The organism is Salmonella sp. SJTUF15591, assembly GCF_043356435.1.
GTDB lineage: Bacteria > Pseudomonadota > Gammaproteobacteria > Enterobacterales > Enterobacteriaceae > Salmonella > Salmonella enterica.
Window position 1 is genome coordinate 49,261 of record NZ_JBEUJO010000001.1, and the last position, 15,587, is coordinate 64,847.

The window sequence follows — 15,587 nt, forward strand, 5'->3', positions numbered from 1 at the left end:
GGCCTTTGCCTTCTCAGCAAAGGCCGTTAAACGAGCTCAACGTGGTTACGCTGCCGGTCGGGCAATAATGCTGCGGGTTTCCATGCGAACTTCCGCAATAGTGACATCAATGACATCCGTCACTTTATAAACCGTCTCACCTTTAATCTGTACCGTACCGTTTTCCTGGCTGCATACCAGTTCATCGCGAACGGCGTGCAGGAACGGGGCAGGGATAAAGGCGATAGCGCCGTTATCGACCAGTCGCACACGCATACCACCGCGGCTGACGTCAATAATTTCTGCCGCGAAACGGGTATTTGTCCCCGCCTTATCGTTAAGGAAGCGTGCATATAACCAGTCGCCGACATCGCGCTCCGCCATGCGGTTCAGGCGACGGCGTTCCGCCATTTGCTGGGTGATATCTTCCTGCGGACGCGCAATAGCTTCCCCCTTGATGACCGCTTTCAGCAGGCGATGGTTAATCATATCGCCATACTTACGGATGGGAGAGGTCCAGGTGGCATAAGCCTCAAGACCAAGACCGAAATGCGGCCCCGGCTCGGTGCTGATTTCCGCAAAAGACTGGAAGCGACGAATGCGGCTGTCAAGGAAACCGGAGGGCTGCGCATCCAGTTCGCGACGCAGTTTACAGAAGCCTTCCAGCGTCAGCACCTCTTCGGCATCGACATGCAGACCATGCGTTTTCAGCAGCGCGGCAAGCGCGTCGGCATTCGCGGGATCGAAGCCCGTATGTACGTTGTAAATACCGAAACCGAGCTTATCGCGCAGTACGCGCGCGGCGCAAAGGTTAGCGGCGATCATCGACTCTTCTACGATACGGTTAGCGATACGGCGCGGTTCCGCCACAATATCCAGTACTTCGCCTTTTTCGCCAAGCACAAAGCGGTAATCCGGGCGGTCTTTAAAGACTAACGCATGATGATGACGCCACTCACTGCGGCTTAGACAAATACGGTGCAACAGACGAATCTGCTGGGCAATGCCTTCGTTATCCGGCTGCCAGGTGCCGTTATTTTCCAGCCAGTCGGAGACATTGTCGTACGCCAGCTTGGCCTTCGATTCGATGGTGGCCGCAAAAAAGGCGATATCATCGTCAATGGTGCCGTCCGCGGCGATTATCATGCGACAGGCGAGCGCCGGACGCACTTCGTTGGCGCGCAGTGAGCACAGATCGTCAGACAGCTCACGCGGCAGCATAGGAATATTAAAGCCCGGCAGGTAGTTGGTGAAGGCGCGAATTTTCGCGGCGTTATCCAGCTTACTGCCTTCGGCAATCCAGGCGGTAGGATCGGCGATAGCCACCGTAAGCTGGAGTCTGCCGTCCGCTAATTCCTCAGCATATAGCGCGTCATCCATATCTTCAGTGCTGGCGCTATCGATAGTGACGAAATTCAGCGCGGTCAGATCCTGACGCTCCAGCCCTTCGTCAAGCATCTCCGTCGCTACGCCGTTCGGCGCTTCTTTTTCCAGGTTGTGGCGGGCAAGCGTAACCCACCAGGGAACAAAGTGATCGTCGGCAAAGGTGATGTACTGCGTTAAATCGGCGTAAAACGAACGGTCGCCTTTAAGCGGATGGCGGCGCATTTCGGCAACCGCCCAGTCACCTTCTTTGAACTCATGCTGAACGCCGCGCGCGGCGCGGCAGGGAATCGCGTCTTTCAGCAACGGATGATCCGGCACGATGGACAGGCGGTCATTTTTACCCTGAACTTTTCCCACAAAGCGCGTCAGGAACGGTTCGATCAGTTCTTCCGGCTCGGCAGACTCCCGTTCTTTTTCCGTGTGGATGACCGCGACGATACGATCGCCATGCATCACTTTTTTCATCTGCGGCGGAGGAATGAAATAGCTTTTTTGCGCGTCAACCTCAAGGAAGCCAAAGCCTTTTTCCGTGGCTTTTACGACCCCTTCAGCGCGCGGCGTCTGGGAATGCAGTTGCTGTTTAAGCTGCGCTAGCAGCGGGTTGTCCTGAAACATATTCGTCTATTTTCGTAGCCAAAAGAGCGGCTGACAGTTTTACGCGATTCTGCCTGGCGCAGCAAGCGCTCTTTCAGTAATGGATGAGTTAATAGGTTTCGCCCAACGCGATTTTTAAACGATTTAACCATCCGCACACGCCGCACCAGCCTAACATATTAATGGCCTGCTCCGATGAAACTCCCCTGGTGAGTAGCGGGAAAAAATGCGCGGCGCTAAAGCGATCGGGCGCTCTGGTGAGCCATTGTATCGCCTGTGTCAGCGCAGGCTCAAGTTCCCAACGAGCGATGTCGTCGTCTTCCTGGCGTAACGTGATGACAGCGCGACGCCACGCGCCAGGTTGGGTTGCCTGTTCGTTAAAGCAGGCGGCGCTGCCGTTGATACGTGATGTGAGGAGCGTGATAAGGGGAAGTAAAGAAGAGGGCGACGCAGTGTGTAATGTGCTGGTCAGTATGCGTTCGAGTAACGCGAATGAAGACGGATCGCGCATGAGTACCGGCGCCATCATTTGGCATTGTGAAGACGAATATTGCCGCCGAACTTTGGTATGGGCTGGAGGATATTCTACCAGACTAGCGGCGGGCCGCCATATCGTCTGGGGGTTTTGAAACCGCGCGGCCCTGGCAAAGCGCTGCATCTCCTGGCCGGGCAGTTCGCGCACGGGCAGACGGCAAAACGCCTGAAATATCGCCGCTACCCGCGCCTGAAAACCGATAAACCCAATGATCTGATTGATGAGTACGGTATCCCGGGCGGTTAATCCCACCTCTGCAAGCTGTTCGCGGGCCCGCGTATTGATAACGGAGGGGGAGCCGGCAAGCTGACGAGCGTATTGCGTAATTTGCGCCAGCCGTTGATTGCTCTCTCTTGAGGCGTCAGGGCCAGGTAGCGGCGCCAGACGCGCGGCATAATGGCGGCACAAACGCTGAACCCCAAATACCTGAGCGGCGGTCAGCGCGGTGCTCATACGTTCATAGGCGCTAAACGTATGAAGCCGGTCGTTGAGAACCGTGCGGGGAAATAAGACATCCGCCAACTGGCGAGCGGGCTTTAACCATGATTCAAAAGGCGTCAACGCGGTTTCTGCTACCGCTAAATCCAGTAAAAATCGATCGTTAACATACGCGGCTTCCGGCATTAGCGAAAGCGGGGTTTGTGACGACATAGTGGATTGTGTTTCATGATACCAGTGGCTTTTACCCGCTTTTCGGCATTGTTCCATAGGGTTTCCCGAGGATGAAATGGCGATCGATAATGATTCGGCGTCGGATCGTTTATGCTGGATTATCCTGGCGTATGCGGGAAAGGGATGAAAGATTGTTAGGTGATAACAAATATCAGAACGCTATATAACGAGATGAGCGGTGAGTGAGGGGAATGGGGCAGCACAGCCGTGCCGCCCGCTAATAAACTTAATGCGCTTACTTCAGTTCCAGTTCATTCATTGCCGCAATGCTGAACCCGCCGTCAACATGGACGACTTCGCCAGAAATGCCTGCCGAGAGATCGGAACACAGAAACGCCGCTGAGTTACCCACATCTTCAATGGTCACGGTGCGACGAATTGGCGTAACGGCTTCACAATGCGCCAGCATTTTACGGAAGTCTTTAATACCGGACGCCGCCAGCGTGCGGATCGGGCCCGCAGAGATGGCGTTGACGCGAACCCCTTCCGGTCCCATAGCGTTTGCCATATAACGCACGTTGGCTTCCAGAGAGGCTTTCGCCAGACCCATGACATTGTAGTTCGGGATGGCGCGCTCCGCCCCCAGATAAGACAAGGTCAACAGCGCAGAACCCGGATTCAGCATGGTGCGGCAGGCTTTCGCCATGGCAACAAAGCTGTAAGAGCTAATATCGTGAGCGATTTTAAAGCCTTCGCGGGTAACCGCATTAACATAATCGCCGTCCAGCTGATCGCCAGGCGCGAAACCGATCGAGTGTACAAAACCGTCAAATTTCGGCCAAACGTTACCCAGCTCCGCAAACATAGCGTCAATGCTGGCATCTTCAGCGACATCACACGGTAAAACGATGCTGGAACCCAGCTGGGCAGCAAATTCTTCTACGCGGCCTTTCAGTTTGTCGTTCTGGTAGGTGAACGCCAGTTCAGCTCCTTCGCGGTGCATCGCCTGTGCGATACCGTAGGCGATGGACAGTTTACTGGCCACGCCAGTGACCAGAATGCGCTTACCGGAAAGAAAACCCATAGCTTTAATCCTTATAGTCATTGCTTATTTTTTGCTTTTACGAACAATGGTTAACAGCAATTTTTCAACATTATTCGAAATTAGTCTGAAATTATATCCCACTCCTGGCCCCGTGTGTCACGCTATTTTTCCGCCGCTATCTCCGGCAGGTGACGTTCTAAAACCACACGGTAACAAAGTCCCTGAGGATTTTGAGCACTCCCCAGGGCCAAACTGGCAAATCAAAGAGTCTAATGGGACAGGCCCTACGGTGCAGTATACCAGCTGGTGTAAGGTTCGCCTCATCCAACCAGAGACACCGGGACGGATAGCAAGTACGATAGCGATGCGCCTTCCACCAGACAAGTAAAGGTTCTGTAGGAAGCCTGAATATTCATCCGAATGGTTTACCTCACCTATTAGCGATGTTATATACCCTTCATACTTCAAGTTGCTTATGTGTTGGCTACGCTCGCTCACCCCAGTCACATAGTTATCTATGCTCCTGGGGACTCACTCCCTTGCCGCCTTTAAGCAACTCGAATTATTTTGGGTATAGACATGTAATTTTAACCAGCAAATGCTTAACAAAAATAATTTCTTTTTTAGGTGCTGAAGGTTTTCTCTATTTATTGATGCAGAGTAATACTGAATATGAAAAATTTTGGAAATCAGGTGATTACAGTAGTTACAAATCAGGTTTTTATATGTTTGCATGTATATTATAATAAATTTTCAGAGGATGAGACATATGCCGTTTACATTTCAGATCGGAAATCATAGTTGCCAGATATCAGAAAGGTATTTAAGAGATATCATCGATAATAAAAGAGAGCATGTTTTTTCAACGTGTGAGAAATTTATAGATTTTTTCAGGAATATATTCACCAAGCGAAGTTTAATTTCTGACTATAGAGAAATATATAATCTACTGTGCCAAAAAAACGAGCATCCCGATATTAAAGGGCCTTTCTCTCCAGGACCATTTTCGAAGCGAGATGAAGACTGTACACGATGGCGCCCCCTTCTTGGATATATTAAACTTATTGATGCCTCCAGGCCTGAAACAAGAGATAAATACACTGTAGAAGTATTAGCGTATCAAGAAAATATGTTACTACTACAGATGTTTTACGATGGAGTATTAGTGACCGAGACGGAGTGTTCTGAGCGTTGCGTCGATTTTTTAAAAGAAACGATGTTTAATTATAATTCCGGGGAAATTACGCTTACCGCTTTGGATAATGATAACCAGCCGCCGAGCGAAGCAGGTAGTAATGGAATCTATGAGGCTTTTGAGCAACGTTTGATAGACTTCCTGACCACGCCCGCTACGGCGTCTGGTGATGAGAGCGGCGCTATTGATCAGACGGATACATCACAACCAGCGGCAATAGAGGCGTTTATTAACTCGTCGGAGTTTAAGAAAAATATTCGCATGCGTGATATTGAAAAAAATAAAATAGGTAGCGGAAGTTATGGGACAGTCTATCTGTTAAATGATGAGTTTGTTGTTAAGATTCCAATTAATGAGCGGGGGATAAAAGTGGATGTTAACTCTCCGGAACATCGTAATTGTCATCCTGATCGTGTCAGTAAGTATTTGAATATGGCCAATGGCGACAAGAATTTTTCTCGTTCGGCCATCATGAATATTAATGGTAAAGACGTTACGGTTTTAGTTTCAAAATATATTCAAGGTCGGGAGTTAGATGTTGAAGATGAAGATAACTATCGAATGGCGGAGGCGCTTCTTAAATCCCGGGGGGTTTATATGCATGATATAAATATCTTAGGTAATATTCTGATTAAAGAAGGGGTTCTTTTCTTTGTGGATGGCGATCAAATGGTACTGTCACAAGAATCCCGGCAACAGCGAAGCGTTTCTCTTGCAACAAGGCAACTGGAAGAGCAAATTAAGGCCCATCACCTGATAAAATTAAAGCGGGCCGAGACCGAAGAAAATACTGAAGATATTGAATATTATAAGTCACTTATTGCGGATCTTGATGCGTTAATCGGAGAGGAAGAACAGACACCTGCGCCAGGAAGACGTTTTAAACTAGCCGCGCCTGAGGAAGGGACTCTTGTGGCTAAGGTATTAAAGAATGAATTAAAAAAATAGCATTTAGTTCAGTTCTTTTCTGCGAATCGCCGGGGGCTCATTCGCTACAGATTTGCCGATCAATTATTGAGAGTTGCTATTCGCTTAAAGGTCGTTCGGGGGATCTGGACAGCCTGTAGCGGAGATGCAACTCGCCATTAGGGTTGGCGATGCCGCGCTGCCATAGTGGGTGAAATGCCACGCGATGGTGCAACACCATTAACTCGCCTTGATTTTTCCCCTCTGCCTGACAAGAAAAACATGGCTTTACGGATGGTCTCATGCCGTCATATTAGCGTTGTTCGGCTTAGTATGTAAATTTCCTTATAGCAATAGAAGAACATTCTCAAAACATAAAATTAGCAAGTTATCATGAAGTTAACATATATTGTTTTTTTCGATCATTTTTTATATATTGATCGTTTTTATTGATTGATTTGCGTTAAAAGCGCATTATCAGGGAGTTAAGATCAAGTGGAGTGGTCACATGCGCTATTTTTTTATGGCAGAGCCGATAAGGGCAATGGAGGGGGATTTACTGGGTGTCGAAATCACTACCCATTTTGCATCGTCGCCCGCTCGTCCGCTACACCCTGAGTTTGTTATCTCGTCATGGGACAATTCGCAGAAGCGCCATTTTCTGCTTGATCTGTTGCGGACAATCGCGGCCAAACATGGCTGGTTTCTACGCCACGGCCTGTTCTGTATCGTAAATATCGATCGGGGTATGGCGCAGTTTGTCCTTCAGGACAAAAATATTCGCGCGTTACTACACGCCATGCTATTTGTGGAGCTGCAGGTCGCTGAACATTTTTCATGTCAAGATAACGCCTTAATCGATCCTTTAATACACGCGCTTCATAAGCAACCTAATCCATTATGGCTGGGCGACCTGGGCGTAGGGAACGCAACCGCTGCGCCATTAGTTTGCGGGTGTTTTAGCGGCGTAAAACTTGATCGCAGCTTTTTTATCTCACAAATTGAAAAAATGACGTTTCCGCTGCTCGTCAAACATATCCGGCGTTATTGTGACAAGATTGTGGTGGGTGGCCAGGAAAACACACGCTATTTGCCGGCGTTAAAAACGGCAGGCATTTGGGCAACCCAGGGCACGTTATTTCCTTCCGTTGCGTTAGAAGAGGTTGAAACATTGCTGTTGGGCAGTCGCATGAACACCCTCAGAGAATCGAACTGAGGGTATTTGTGTCGGTTAGCGATCCTTTCGCCATGCGTCAGCGGTCAGCGCCTCGCCAAAATGGCCTGCGATTAAACGGCGGGTAAGCTCATGTAGCGGAGAGGCGAGCACATCGGCGGTGCTGCCGCGTTCAACCACTTCCCCCTGATGCATCACTAATACCTGATCGCTAATATGCTTCATCATGCCGATATGCTGCGTGACATAGATATAGGAGATGCCTTGTTTTTCCTGCAATTCAAGCATCAGATTGATGAGCTGCGAGCGCATGGACATATCAAGCGAAGCCAGCGCTTCGTCCGCGATAATGACTTTAGGGCGTAAAATCAGCGCGCGGGCCAGGCCCAGACGCTGTTTCTGCCCCGGCGCCAGCATATGCGGGTAGTAGCTCACGTGATCGGGCAATAGCCCCACCATACGCATCGTCTCGACAATCTGTTTGCGCCGCTGTTCCGGCTCCAGATCGGTATTAAGGCGCAGGGGGAAGTCAAGGATCTGTGAAATACGTTGACGTGGATTCAGTGACGTTGAGGGGTCCTGAAAAATCATTCGAATACGTTGGCTTCGAAACGAATAGTCGCCGTAATGCAGGGGATGATCGTCAATGAGAAGTTCGCCGCTGGTGGGTTCAATCATGCCGGCCAGCATCTTTGCCAGCGTGGATTTGCCGGAACCGTTTTCGCCGATAATGGCCAGAGTCTGACGCTCACGAAGCGTAAAGCTTAATGGTTTCACGGCGTCGACGGTCTGGCGGCGAAACCATCCTGTCCGGTAGCGAAAGGTTTTACTCAGGTTGCGCACTTCAAGCAGAGTTTCCACCATATCACTCTCTCTCCATATTCAGCGGAAAATGACAGGCATAGAGATGATTTTTCGCGCCGGTTAAGCGTGGCGTGATAATGCATTCTCGTTGCGCGTAAGGGCAACGCGGCCCCAGACGACAGCCTATCGGTAACTGCTCCAGTAGCGGGATCGCGCCCGGCAGCGTATTCAGACGGCTTTTATGCGGCATCGCGCTGCCAAAATCCGGAATCGCACGGATAAGCGCCTGCGTATAAGGATGATGTGGCGTCGTCACCAGATCTTTACTTGGCGCGGTTTCTACCGTCTGGCCGCAGTATAAAACGTTGATTTTGTCAGCCCACTGACTCAACATTTGCAGGTCGTGGCTAATCAACAGAATGGTGGTATTACTGTTTTGATTCAGTCGGGTCAACAGGCGAAAAATTTGCGCCTGCGTCGTCGGTTCCATTGAGTTGGTGGGTTCATCAGCGATCAGGAGTCGCGGTTGATTCGCCAGCGCGATAGCGATCATGACTTTCTGACACTCGCCATCGGTCAGTTCATAGGGAAAACTGCGCATCGCGTCTTTATGATCTTTAATTCCCACCCGGTGCAGTAATTCAATTGCACGCCGTTTACGCCAGCCAAAACGCTGCCACCAGCGGCCTTTATAGGTCCAGGCGGGAATATTTTGCATTAACTGGCGGCCGACGCGTTCGGAAGGATCAAGGCACGACTGCGGCTCCTGGAAGATCATCGACACATTATGCCCGACCAGCTTACGCCGTTCACGAGAGGAGAGGCGCAGCAGATCGATATCATCAAAACGCATACGGTCGGCAGTGACTCGCCAGTTGTCTTTCGCGACGCCGCAAATAGCTTTAGCAATCAAGCTTTTTCCGGAACCCGATTCACCTACCAGGCCGCGAATTTCACCTTCGCTTAATGTCATACTGACGCGATCGACCGCTTTTACCCAACCTTCGCTGGTTTTAAATTCAATGGTGAGATTGCGGATATCCAGTAACGGCATTATTCCACCCCCGCAATAATCGCACGACGAATCCCATCTCCGAGCAGGTTTACCAGTAAAACACTGAGCGTTATCGCCGCGCCGGGTAGCATAACGGTCCACGGCGCGACATAGATTAGCTCCAGCGCATCTCCCAACATGGCGCCCCATTCAGGAGAGGGAAGCTGCGCGCCGAGATCTAAAAATCCCAGCGCGGCGATGTCCAGAATCGCCATCGACAGCGCCCGGGTAATTTCGGTGACCAGACCGGCGGTAATATTCGGTAAAATGGCGAACCACAGAATATTCAGCGTTGTCGCGCCATCCAGACGGGCGGCAATGACGTACTCTTTTTCCAGTTCATCATGCACCATGCTGTAGACGGAACGTACCATTCGCGGCAACAGGGCCAGCCAGACGGCAAACATCGCGTGTGACAGATGTGGGCCGGCAAATGCCACGACGATAATCGCCAGCAAGAGCGAAGGGATGGAAAGCAGCGTGTCCAGAATATGGTTCAGTACGGCAGAGCGTAAACCGTGAGTCGCGCCTGCCACTACGCCGAGGACTAATCCACATAGCGTAGCCGCCAGCGTTACGATAAACGCGCCGCCGACCGTGGGCGCCGCGCCGCTTAACAGGCGGCTCAGCACATCGCGCCCCAGATCGTCAGTCCCCAGAAAAAAGGAGACTTCGCCATAGCGTGACCAGGAGGGCGGCAGTAGCTGATAGCCCAGAAATTGCTGATCGATACCATAGGGCGCGATCCAGCCGCCAAAAATACACAGCAACGCCAGACCGGCGCATCCATACAGGCCCACCATCGCAGGCGCGTCGCTATAAAATTTACGCCAGGCAGTGCGCAGGGTGCCTGGCGGGCGCTTTTCGCTGTAGACGCTATCGTAAGGCATACCATTCCTTATGTTTCAGAGGGTTAGCCATAGCACCCAAAATATCGGAAATCACATTGACCACAATAACCAGCGACCCAATGACCATCACGCCAGCGGAAATAGCGGCATAGTCCTGCTGACGAATGGCGTGAATTAACCATCGTCCCAGCCCTGGCCAGCTAAAAACCATTTCGGTAATCATCGCCAGCGTTAACATGGTTGAAAACTGCAGACCAAGACGGGGAATGACTGGCGGCAGCGCATTATGCAACACGTGACGGCGTAAAATCGTAAAGCGCGACAAGCCGCGCGTGGCCGCCGCTTTAACGTAGTTCTGATCGTAGACCTCAATAGTGCTGATTCGCATCAGGCGGATCACTTCTGTGGTCGGCGCGACGGAAAGCGTGAGCACCGGTAAAACCATATGTCGTATGGCGCTCATCACCATTTCATCACGCCATGGCGAATCTGAAATCCAGGCGTCAATGATGGCGAAACCGGTAACCGGTTTAACTTCATAAAGCAGGTCAAATCGCCCGGATACCGGCAGCCACCCCAGCGTGAGCGAAAAGAACAGTGTGAGCAGAAGCGCCAGCCAGAAAACAGGAATTGAGAAACCTAATAGCGCCAGCGCGCTGATAAAACGATCCGGCCATTTGCTACGCGTCACGCCAGCCAGCATCCCGACCGGGATGCCGACCATCAGCGCAAAACCAAAGGCGAGAATGCACAGCTCCATCGTGGCGGGAAACACCTCTTTAAGCTGTTCGGAGATCAGCTGGCCGTTAATGCTGGACACGCCAAAGTCCCAGTGCAGCAGACCGTTGAACCAGAAAACCCAGGCATTCCATAATGATGCGCCTTGTAGCGGCGCGTGCGGCGTAAAATAGCTCAGGCTAAAGCCGATAAAGGTCAGAAAGAAGAGCGTCACCAGCAACAGCAATAACCGACGCAGGGTGAAGATAATCATGGTTTTTTCACCTCTTCGTGTTTTTCGCGGGAGACGCCGGCAAAAGACGCATTGCCGAACGGGCTTAACACCAGTCCTTTAATATCGTAGCGGTAAGCCTGTAAGCGTAGTGATGATGCCAGCGGCAGTATCGGCAGCTCTTTCTCCAGGATATTCTGCGCTTCCTCATACGCTTCTATGCGCGAAGCCAACTGCTGCGACGACAGTGCTTTACGCAGCACGCTGTCAAATTCAGGGTTACACCAGTGGGCGAAATTGGTTTGCGAATTGATGGCCGCACAGCTTAACAGCGGTCTGAAAAAGCTATCCGGATCGTTGCTGTCCGTGGCCCAGCCGGATAAGGTCAGATCGTGATTCATATCCATCAGGCGCGCCTCCTGAAAACGACCTTCAACCGGCACAATGACCACTTTTACGCCAACCTGCGCCATATCCGCCTGAATAAGCTCCGCCGTTTTTAGCGGACTTGGGTTCCAGGCCTGAGAACTGGTCGGCACCCAGAGATGCAGCGTAAGATTCTCAATGCCCAGCGCTTTTAGCTGTTCGCGCGATTTTTGCGGATTGTACTCCGTAATTTTGGCATCGTTATCATAAGCCCATGAGGCTCTCGGTAAAATGGAGGCTGCGGTTTCCGCCGTGCCGTAATAAATCGACTGCATCAGGCGCTGATTGTTGATCGATAAGGCCAGCGCATGGCGCACTGCGGGATTATTCAACGGCGGCTTATCGGTGTTAAAGGCCAGATAGGCGATATTCATCCCCGGGCGCAACGTCAGACGCAAACGCGGATCGTCGCGTAAAATAGTTAGCTGGCTGGCGGCGGGCCAGGCCAGAACATCGCATTCACCGGTCAGTAATTTCGATAAACGCCCGGTACCGCCGGAGCCTAAATCTACCACCACTTGCGGCATCAGCGGTTTGCCGCGCCAAAACCCATCGTGGCGCTGGAGACGAATAAACTGCCCGGCACGGTACTCCGAAAGCTGGAAAGGCCCGGTGCCGACCGGTTGGCGGTCTAGCAGTTCCTGACGATCTTTTCGGCTAAGCTGCGCGGCGTACTCAGCGGACATGACGGAAGCGTAGTGTGTAGCCAGATGCCATAAAAAGGAGGCGTCTGGCTGCGTCAGGCGAAACTCAACGGTGTTATTGTCCAGCTTACGCACGCTTTTTACATTGTCGGCGAACTGTAGGCTATCAAAGTAGGGGAAGCTACTGCCGTTGATGTTATGCCACGGATGCCGACGATCAAAAATCCGCTGAAAGGTAAAGACGACATCATCAGCATTGAGTTTTCGGGTCGGCGTAAACCAGGCGGTTTTTTGAAAGGAAACGTCGCGGCGCAGGTGAAAACGGTACGTTGCCCCGTTATCCAGCACTTCCCAGCTTTCTGCCAGCTCTGGGACTAAACGATAAGTATAGGGATCGACATCCAACAGGCGATCATATAACTGGGCGGCCAGGGTATCGACGATGAGGCCGCTGCTCGCTTTTTGCGGATTAAAGGTGTTGACCTGCCCGCTGACACAATACACAAAGCCGCTATCGCGAATATCTGCACTCGCAGTTTGTTCGGGCGTAGTCGCAGCCGTAGCCTGACTACTCAGTAGACCCGCTATCACGATCAGAGACGATAAAACCAGGCGCATAATAGTTAAGTTTTTGAAGTTCAATTTGCAAAGTGTATCGCACTTCGGCCCGCCACGTAAAAATGTCGGTGGATAACTGGCGTAAATGTCGTCAATTAGCCGGAGAAATAGCTAAAGCTGATGCTTTTTAAGCAAGGCGCGAAACTGGTGGTAGGTGAGCGCCAGCAAATCGGCGGCTCGTTTCTGGTTAAATTTCGCCTGCTGTAAGCTACGTTGCAGCAGCGCTTTTTCCTGTTGCAGTTGAAACTCCCGCAAGTTGAGCGGCAGGTCAGGCGTGGCGGATGCCGCTGGCAGGGCGGGCGGGGACGGTTCGGTGGGATGGCGTTGAAAAGGATCGATAACAATTTCATCCAAAGGATGTTCACTGCTGCCGTGGCGATACACTGAACGTTCGACTACGTTTTTCAGCTCGCGGACATTACCCGGCCAGGCGTAATGCAACAACGTTTCTTTTGCCCGATCGGTAAAACCGGGAAATAAGGGCAGACGTAGCTCACGACACATCTGAATAGCAAAATGCTCGGCCATCAGCATAATATCGCTCTGGCGTTCGCGCAGCGGCGGCAGTTGTACAACATCAAAAGCCAGCCTGTCGAGCAGATCGGCACGAAATGTCCCTTCCTTCACCATGGCGGGTAAATCGGCATTAGTGGCGCATACTAATCGCACATTAACCTGTAACGGCTGGCTGCCGCCGACGCGCTCTAGCTCGCCATATTCAATCACCCGCAGTAGCTTTTCCTGTACCAGCATCGGCGCTGTCGCCAGTTCATCCAAAAACAGCGTGCCGCCATCGGCGCGTTCAAAGCGACCGGGATGACGTTTTTGCGCCCCGGTAAAAGCGCCCGCTTCATGACCAAACAGTTCGGAGTCCAGCAGATTTTCGTTAAGCGCCGCGCAGTTAAGCGAGATAAGCGGTCCCTGCCAGCGTGAAGAGAGATAGTGCAGGCGATTGGCGATAAGTTCTTTACCCGTCCCGCGTTCGCCAATAATCAGCACTGGCTTATCCAGCGGCGCGAGCCGGGAGACTTGTTCCAGTACTTCAAGAAAACGGTTTGCCTCGCCGAGCAGGTTATCTTTAAATTCAGCCATGATGAAAATCGCCACTTGTTAGTGTTTTTCACCACTTTATCCTTTTTTGCTGGCGAGGTAAAACGGAAAAATTTCTTTACTATCAGTAACATGAAAAGTTGGCACGCAAATTGTATTAATCATGTAGCAGGGCATCGCCCGTTATCAGAACATTATGTGAGGATTGAATTATGGGTATTTTTTCTCGTTTTGCCGACATCGTGAACGCCAATATCAATGCGTTGTTGGAAAAAGCGGAAGATCCGCAGAAGCTGGTGCGCCTGATGATTCAGGAGATGGAAGATACGCTGGTGGAGGTTCGCTCGAACTCCGCGCGTGCTTTAGCGGAAAAGAAACAGTTATCCCGTCGTATTGAACAGGCCACGACTCAGCAGACCGAGTGGCAAGAAAAAGCGGAACTGGCTCTGCGCAAAGATAAAGACGATCTGGCGCGCGCCGCATTGATTGAAAAACAAAAGCTGACCGATTTAATTGCTACGCTTGAACAGGAAGTCACGCTGGTGGATGACACGCTGGCGCGCATGAAGAAAGAGATTGGCGAGCTGGAAAACAAACTCAGCGAAACGCGCGCTCGCCAGCAGGCGCTGATGCTGCGTCATCAGGCGGCGAGTTCTTCCCGCGATGTCCGTCGTCAGCTTGACAGCGGCAAACTGGATGAAGCCATGGCGCGGTTTGAATCCTTTGAACGTCGTATCGATCAAATGGAAGCGGAAGCGGAAAGCCATCGTTTTGGTAAGCAGCAATCGCTGGACCAACAGTTTGCCAACCTGAAAGCCGATGATGAAATCAGCGAGCAGCTGGCGCAGTTGAAAGCCAAAATGAAGCAAGATAATCAATAATGACAATGGCGGCGCCGGTACGCGCCGTCGCTCATCAGCTTTAGGTGTAAGGAGAACGCATGAGCGCGCTATTTCTGGCCATCCCGTTAACCATTTTTGTGTTGTTTGTGTTACCGATTTGGCTGTGGCTGCATTACAGCAACCGTGCCGGTCGGGGAGAACTGTCGCAAAGCGAGCAGCAACGCTTACTGCAACTCACAGACGATGCGCAACGTATGCGCGAGCGCATTCAGGCGCTGGAAGACATTCTTGATGCAGAGCATCCGAACTGGAGAGAGCGCTAATGGGTGGAATCAATCTGAATAAAAAACTATGGCGTATGCCGCAAAAGGGCATGGTGCGTGGCGTTTGCGCCGGGATCGCCGACTACCTTGATGTACCGGTAAAACTGGTGCGTATTCTGGTCGTGCTGTCGATTTTCTTTGGGCTGGCGTTTTTTACCGTAGTGGCCTATATCGTTCTGTCTTTTGTACTGGACCCTATGCCGGATAATCTGGCCGCAGGCAAACCGCAGCCGACCAGCGGCGAACTGCTGGATACCGTAGACAGAGAGCTTGCCGCAGGCGAAAAGCGTTTGCGAGAAATGGAACGCTACGTCACGTCAGATACGTTCACACTGCGTAGTCGTTTCCGTCAACTTTAAGTGTTATATCGGGAAGGTGAAGATGAATACTCGCTGGCAACGCGTCGGGCAGAAGGTGAAGCCCGGCTTCAAAATAGCAGGTAAGCTGGTTCTGTTGACCGCGTTACGCTACGGGCCTGCCGGCGTGGCAGGATGGGCGGTAAAATCCGTCGCCCGTCGTCCGCTAAAAATGTTGCTGGCGTTTGCGCTGGAGCCAGTACTTCGTAAGGCGGCGAATAAAATTTCGCAGCGTTACAAATAG

At 51.5% G+C, this 15,587-nt stretch carries 16 protein-coding genes and 1 pseudogene; 6 read left to right on the plus strand and 11 right to left on the minus strand.

Annotated features, from left to right (window positions below; all coding sequences use genetic code 11):
• Nucleotides 1–45: 45 nt before the first annotated feature.
• The 5 genes and pseudogenes from ABVM99_RS00255 to ABVM99_RS00275 form a co-directional block, all read right to left on the minus strand.
• On the minus strand, nt 46–1,980 hold the full coding sequence (locus tag ABVM99_RS00255) for an exoribonuclease II (protein WP_000485041.1): 1,935 nt from the start codon (nt 1,978–1,980) through the stop codon (nt 46–48).
• Nucleotides 1,981–2,224: 244 nt separating this feature from the next.
• Nucleotides 2,225–3,202, minus strand: a pseudogene (locus ABVM99_RS00260) (CMD domain-containing protein); the annotation flags it as partial.
• A 199-nt stretch (nt 3,203–3,401) separates the two neighbouring features.
• Nucleotides 3,402–4,190 (minus strand): enoyl-ACP reductase FabI, encoded by a 789-nt coding sequence (fabI, locus tag ABVM99_RS00265; RefSeq protein WP_000506501.1) that lies wholly within the window; start codon nt 4,188–4,190, stop codon nt 3,402–3,404.
• Between the two features lie 117 nt (nt 4,191–4,307).
• Entirely contained in the window at nt 4,308–4,601 is a 294-nt protein-coding gene (locus tag ABVM99_RS00270; protein ID WP_031622943.1) for a hypothetical protein, read from the minus strand.
• 81 nt (nt 4,602–4,682) lie between these two features.
• Nucleotides 4,683–4,886: a hypothetical protein gene (locus ABVM99_RS00275; RefSeq protein WP_052938175.1), complete on the minus strand. Its 204-nt coding sequence runs from the start codon at nt 4,884–4,886 to the stop codon at nt 4,683–4,685.
• Nucleotides 4,887–4,920: 34 nt separating this feature from the next.
• On the opposite strand from ABVM99_RS00275, the gene steC reads away from it, so the two are divergent.
• Together steC and ABVM99_RS00285 are read left to right on the plus strand one after the other, a co-directional pair.
• Entirely contained in the window at nt 4,921–6,294 is a 1,374-nt protein-coding gene (steC, locus tag ABVM99_RS00280; RefSeq protein ID WP_017441293.1) for an SPI-2 type III secretion system effector kinase SteC, read from the plus strand.
• A gap of 466 nt (nt 6,295–6,760) precedes the next feature.
• Nucleotides 6,761–7,468 carry an EAL domain-containing protein gene (locus tag ABVM99_RS00285; protein WP_023195561.1) on the plus strand — a complete coding sequence of 236 codons (708 nt, stop codon included), beginning with the start codon at nt 6,761–6,763 and terminating at the stop codon, nt 7,466–7,468.
• A gap of 15 nt (nt 7,469–7,483) precedes the next feature.
• Here the strand turns inward: ABVM99_RS00285 and sapF are convergent, their stop codons facing one another.
• The 6 genes from sapF to pspF all read right to left on the minus strand — a co-directional run bounded on the left by sapF (nt 7,484) and on the right by pspF (nt 13,864).
• The gene (gene sapF, locus ABVM99_RS00290) at nt 7,484–8,290 is read right to left on the minus strand and encodes a peptide ABC transporter ATP-binding protein SapF (RefSeq protein WP_000230462.1); all 807 of its coding nucleotides are present in this window, start codon (nt 8,288–8,290) and stop codon (nt 7,484–7,486) included.
• A 1-nt stretch (nt 8,291) separates the two neighbouring features.
• The gene (gene sapD / locus ABVM99_RS00295) at nt 8,292–9,284 is read right to left on the minus strand and encodes a peptide ABC transporter ATP-binding protein SapD (RefSeq protein ID WP_001649208.1); all 993 of its coding nucleotides are present in this window, start codon (nt 9,282–9,284) and stop codon (nt 8,292–8,294) included.
• Nucleotides 9,284–10,174, minus strand: coding sequence for a peptide ABC transporter permease SapC (gene sapC, locus ABVM99_RS00300; protein WP_001146150.1), 891 nt, complete (start codon nt 10,172–10,174; stop codon nt 9,284–9,286). Before sapC ends, sapD begins: the two co-directional genes overlap by 1 nt.
• A complete protein-coding gene (gene sapB / locus ABVM99_RS00305; RefSeq protein WP_000583298.1) occupies nt 10,161–11,126 on the minus strand; it encodes a peptide ABC transporter permease SapB in 966 nt (321 codons plus the stop codon). Before sapB ends, sapC begins: the two co-directional genes overlap by 14 nt.
• Nucleotides 11,123–12,772: a peptide ABC transporter substrate-binding protein SapA gene (sapA, locus tag ABVM99_RS00310; protein WP_001241631.1), complete on the minus strand. Its 1,650-nt coding sequence runs from the start codon at nt 12,770–12,772 to the stop codon at nt 11,123–11,125. Before sapA ends, sapB begins: the two co-directional genes overlap by 4 nt.
• Nucleotides 12,773–12,883: 111 nt before the next feature.
• Nucleotides 12,884–13,864 carry a phage shock protein operon transcriptional activator gene (gene pspF / locus ABVM99_RS00315; protein WP_023261134.1) on the minus strand — a complete coding sequence of 327 codons (981 nt, stop codon included), beginning with the start codon at nt 13,862–13,864 and terminating at the stop codon, nt 12,884–12,886.
• 170 nt (nt 13,865–14,034) lie between these two features.
• Between pspF and pspA the strand changes: the two genes are divergently transcribed.
• Genes pspA through pspD form a run of 4 tightly spaced genes read left to right on the plus strand, consistent with a single transcriptional unit; the run spans nt 14,035 to nt 15,587 of the window.
• Complete coding sequence (gene pspA / locus ABVM99_RS00320) at nt 14,035–14,703, plus strand: phage shock protein PspA (RefSeq protein ID WP_000511006.1); 669 nt, start codon at nt 14,035–14,037, stop codon at nt 14,701–14,703.
• A 59-nt stretch (nt 14,704–14,762) separates the two neighbouring features.
• Nucleotides 14,763–14,987 carry an envelope stress response membrane protein PspB gene (pspB, locus tag ABVM99_RS00325; protein WP_001274953.1) on the plus strand — a complete coding sequence of 75 codons (225 nt, stop codon included), beginning with the start codon at nt 14,763–14,765 and terminating at the stop codon, nt 14,985–14,987.
• Nucleotides 14,987–15,346, plus strand: coding sequence for an envelope stress response membrane protein PspC (gene pspC / locus ABVM99_RS00330; RefSeq protein ID WP_000508938.1), 360 nt, complete (start codon nt 14,987–14,989; stop codon nt 15,344–15,346). Before pspB ends, pspC begins: the two co-directional genes overlap by 1 nt.
• A gap of 22 nt (nt 15,347–15,368) precedes the next feature.
• Nucleotides 15,369–15,587: a phage shock protein PspD gene (pspD, locus tag ABVM99_RS00335; protein WP_001097610.1), complete on the plus strand. Its 219-nt coding sequence runs from the start codon at nt 15,369–15,371 to the stop codon at nt 15,585–15,587.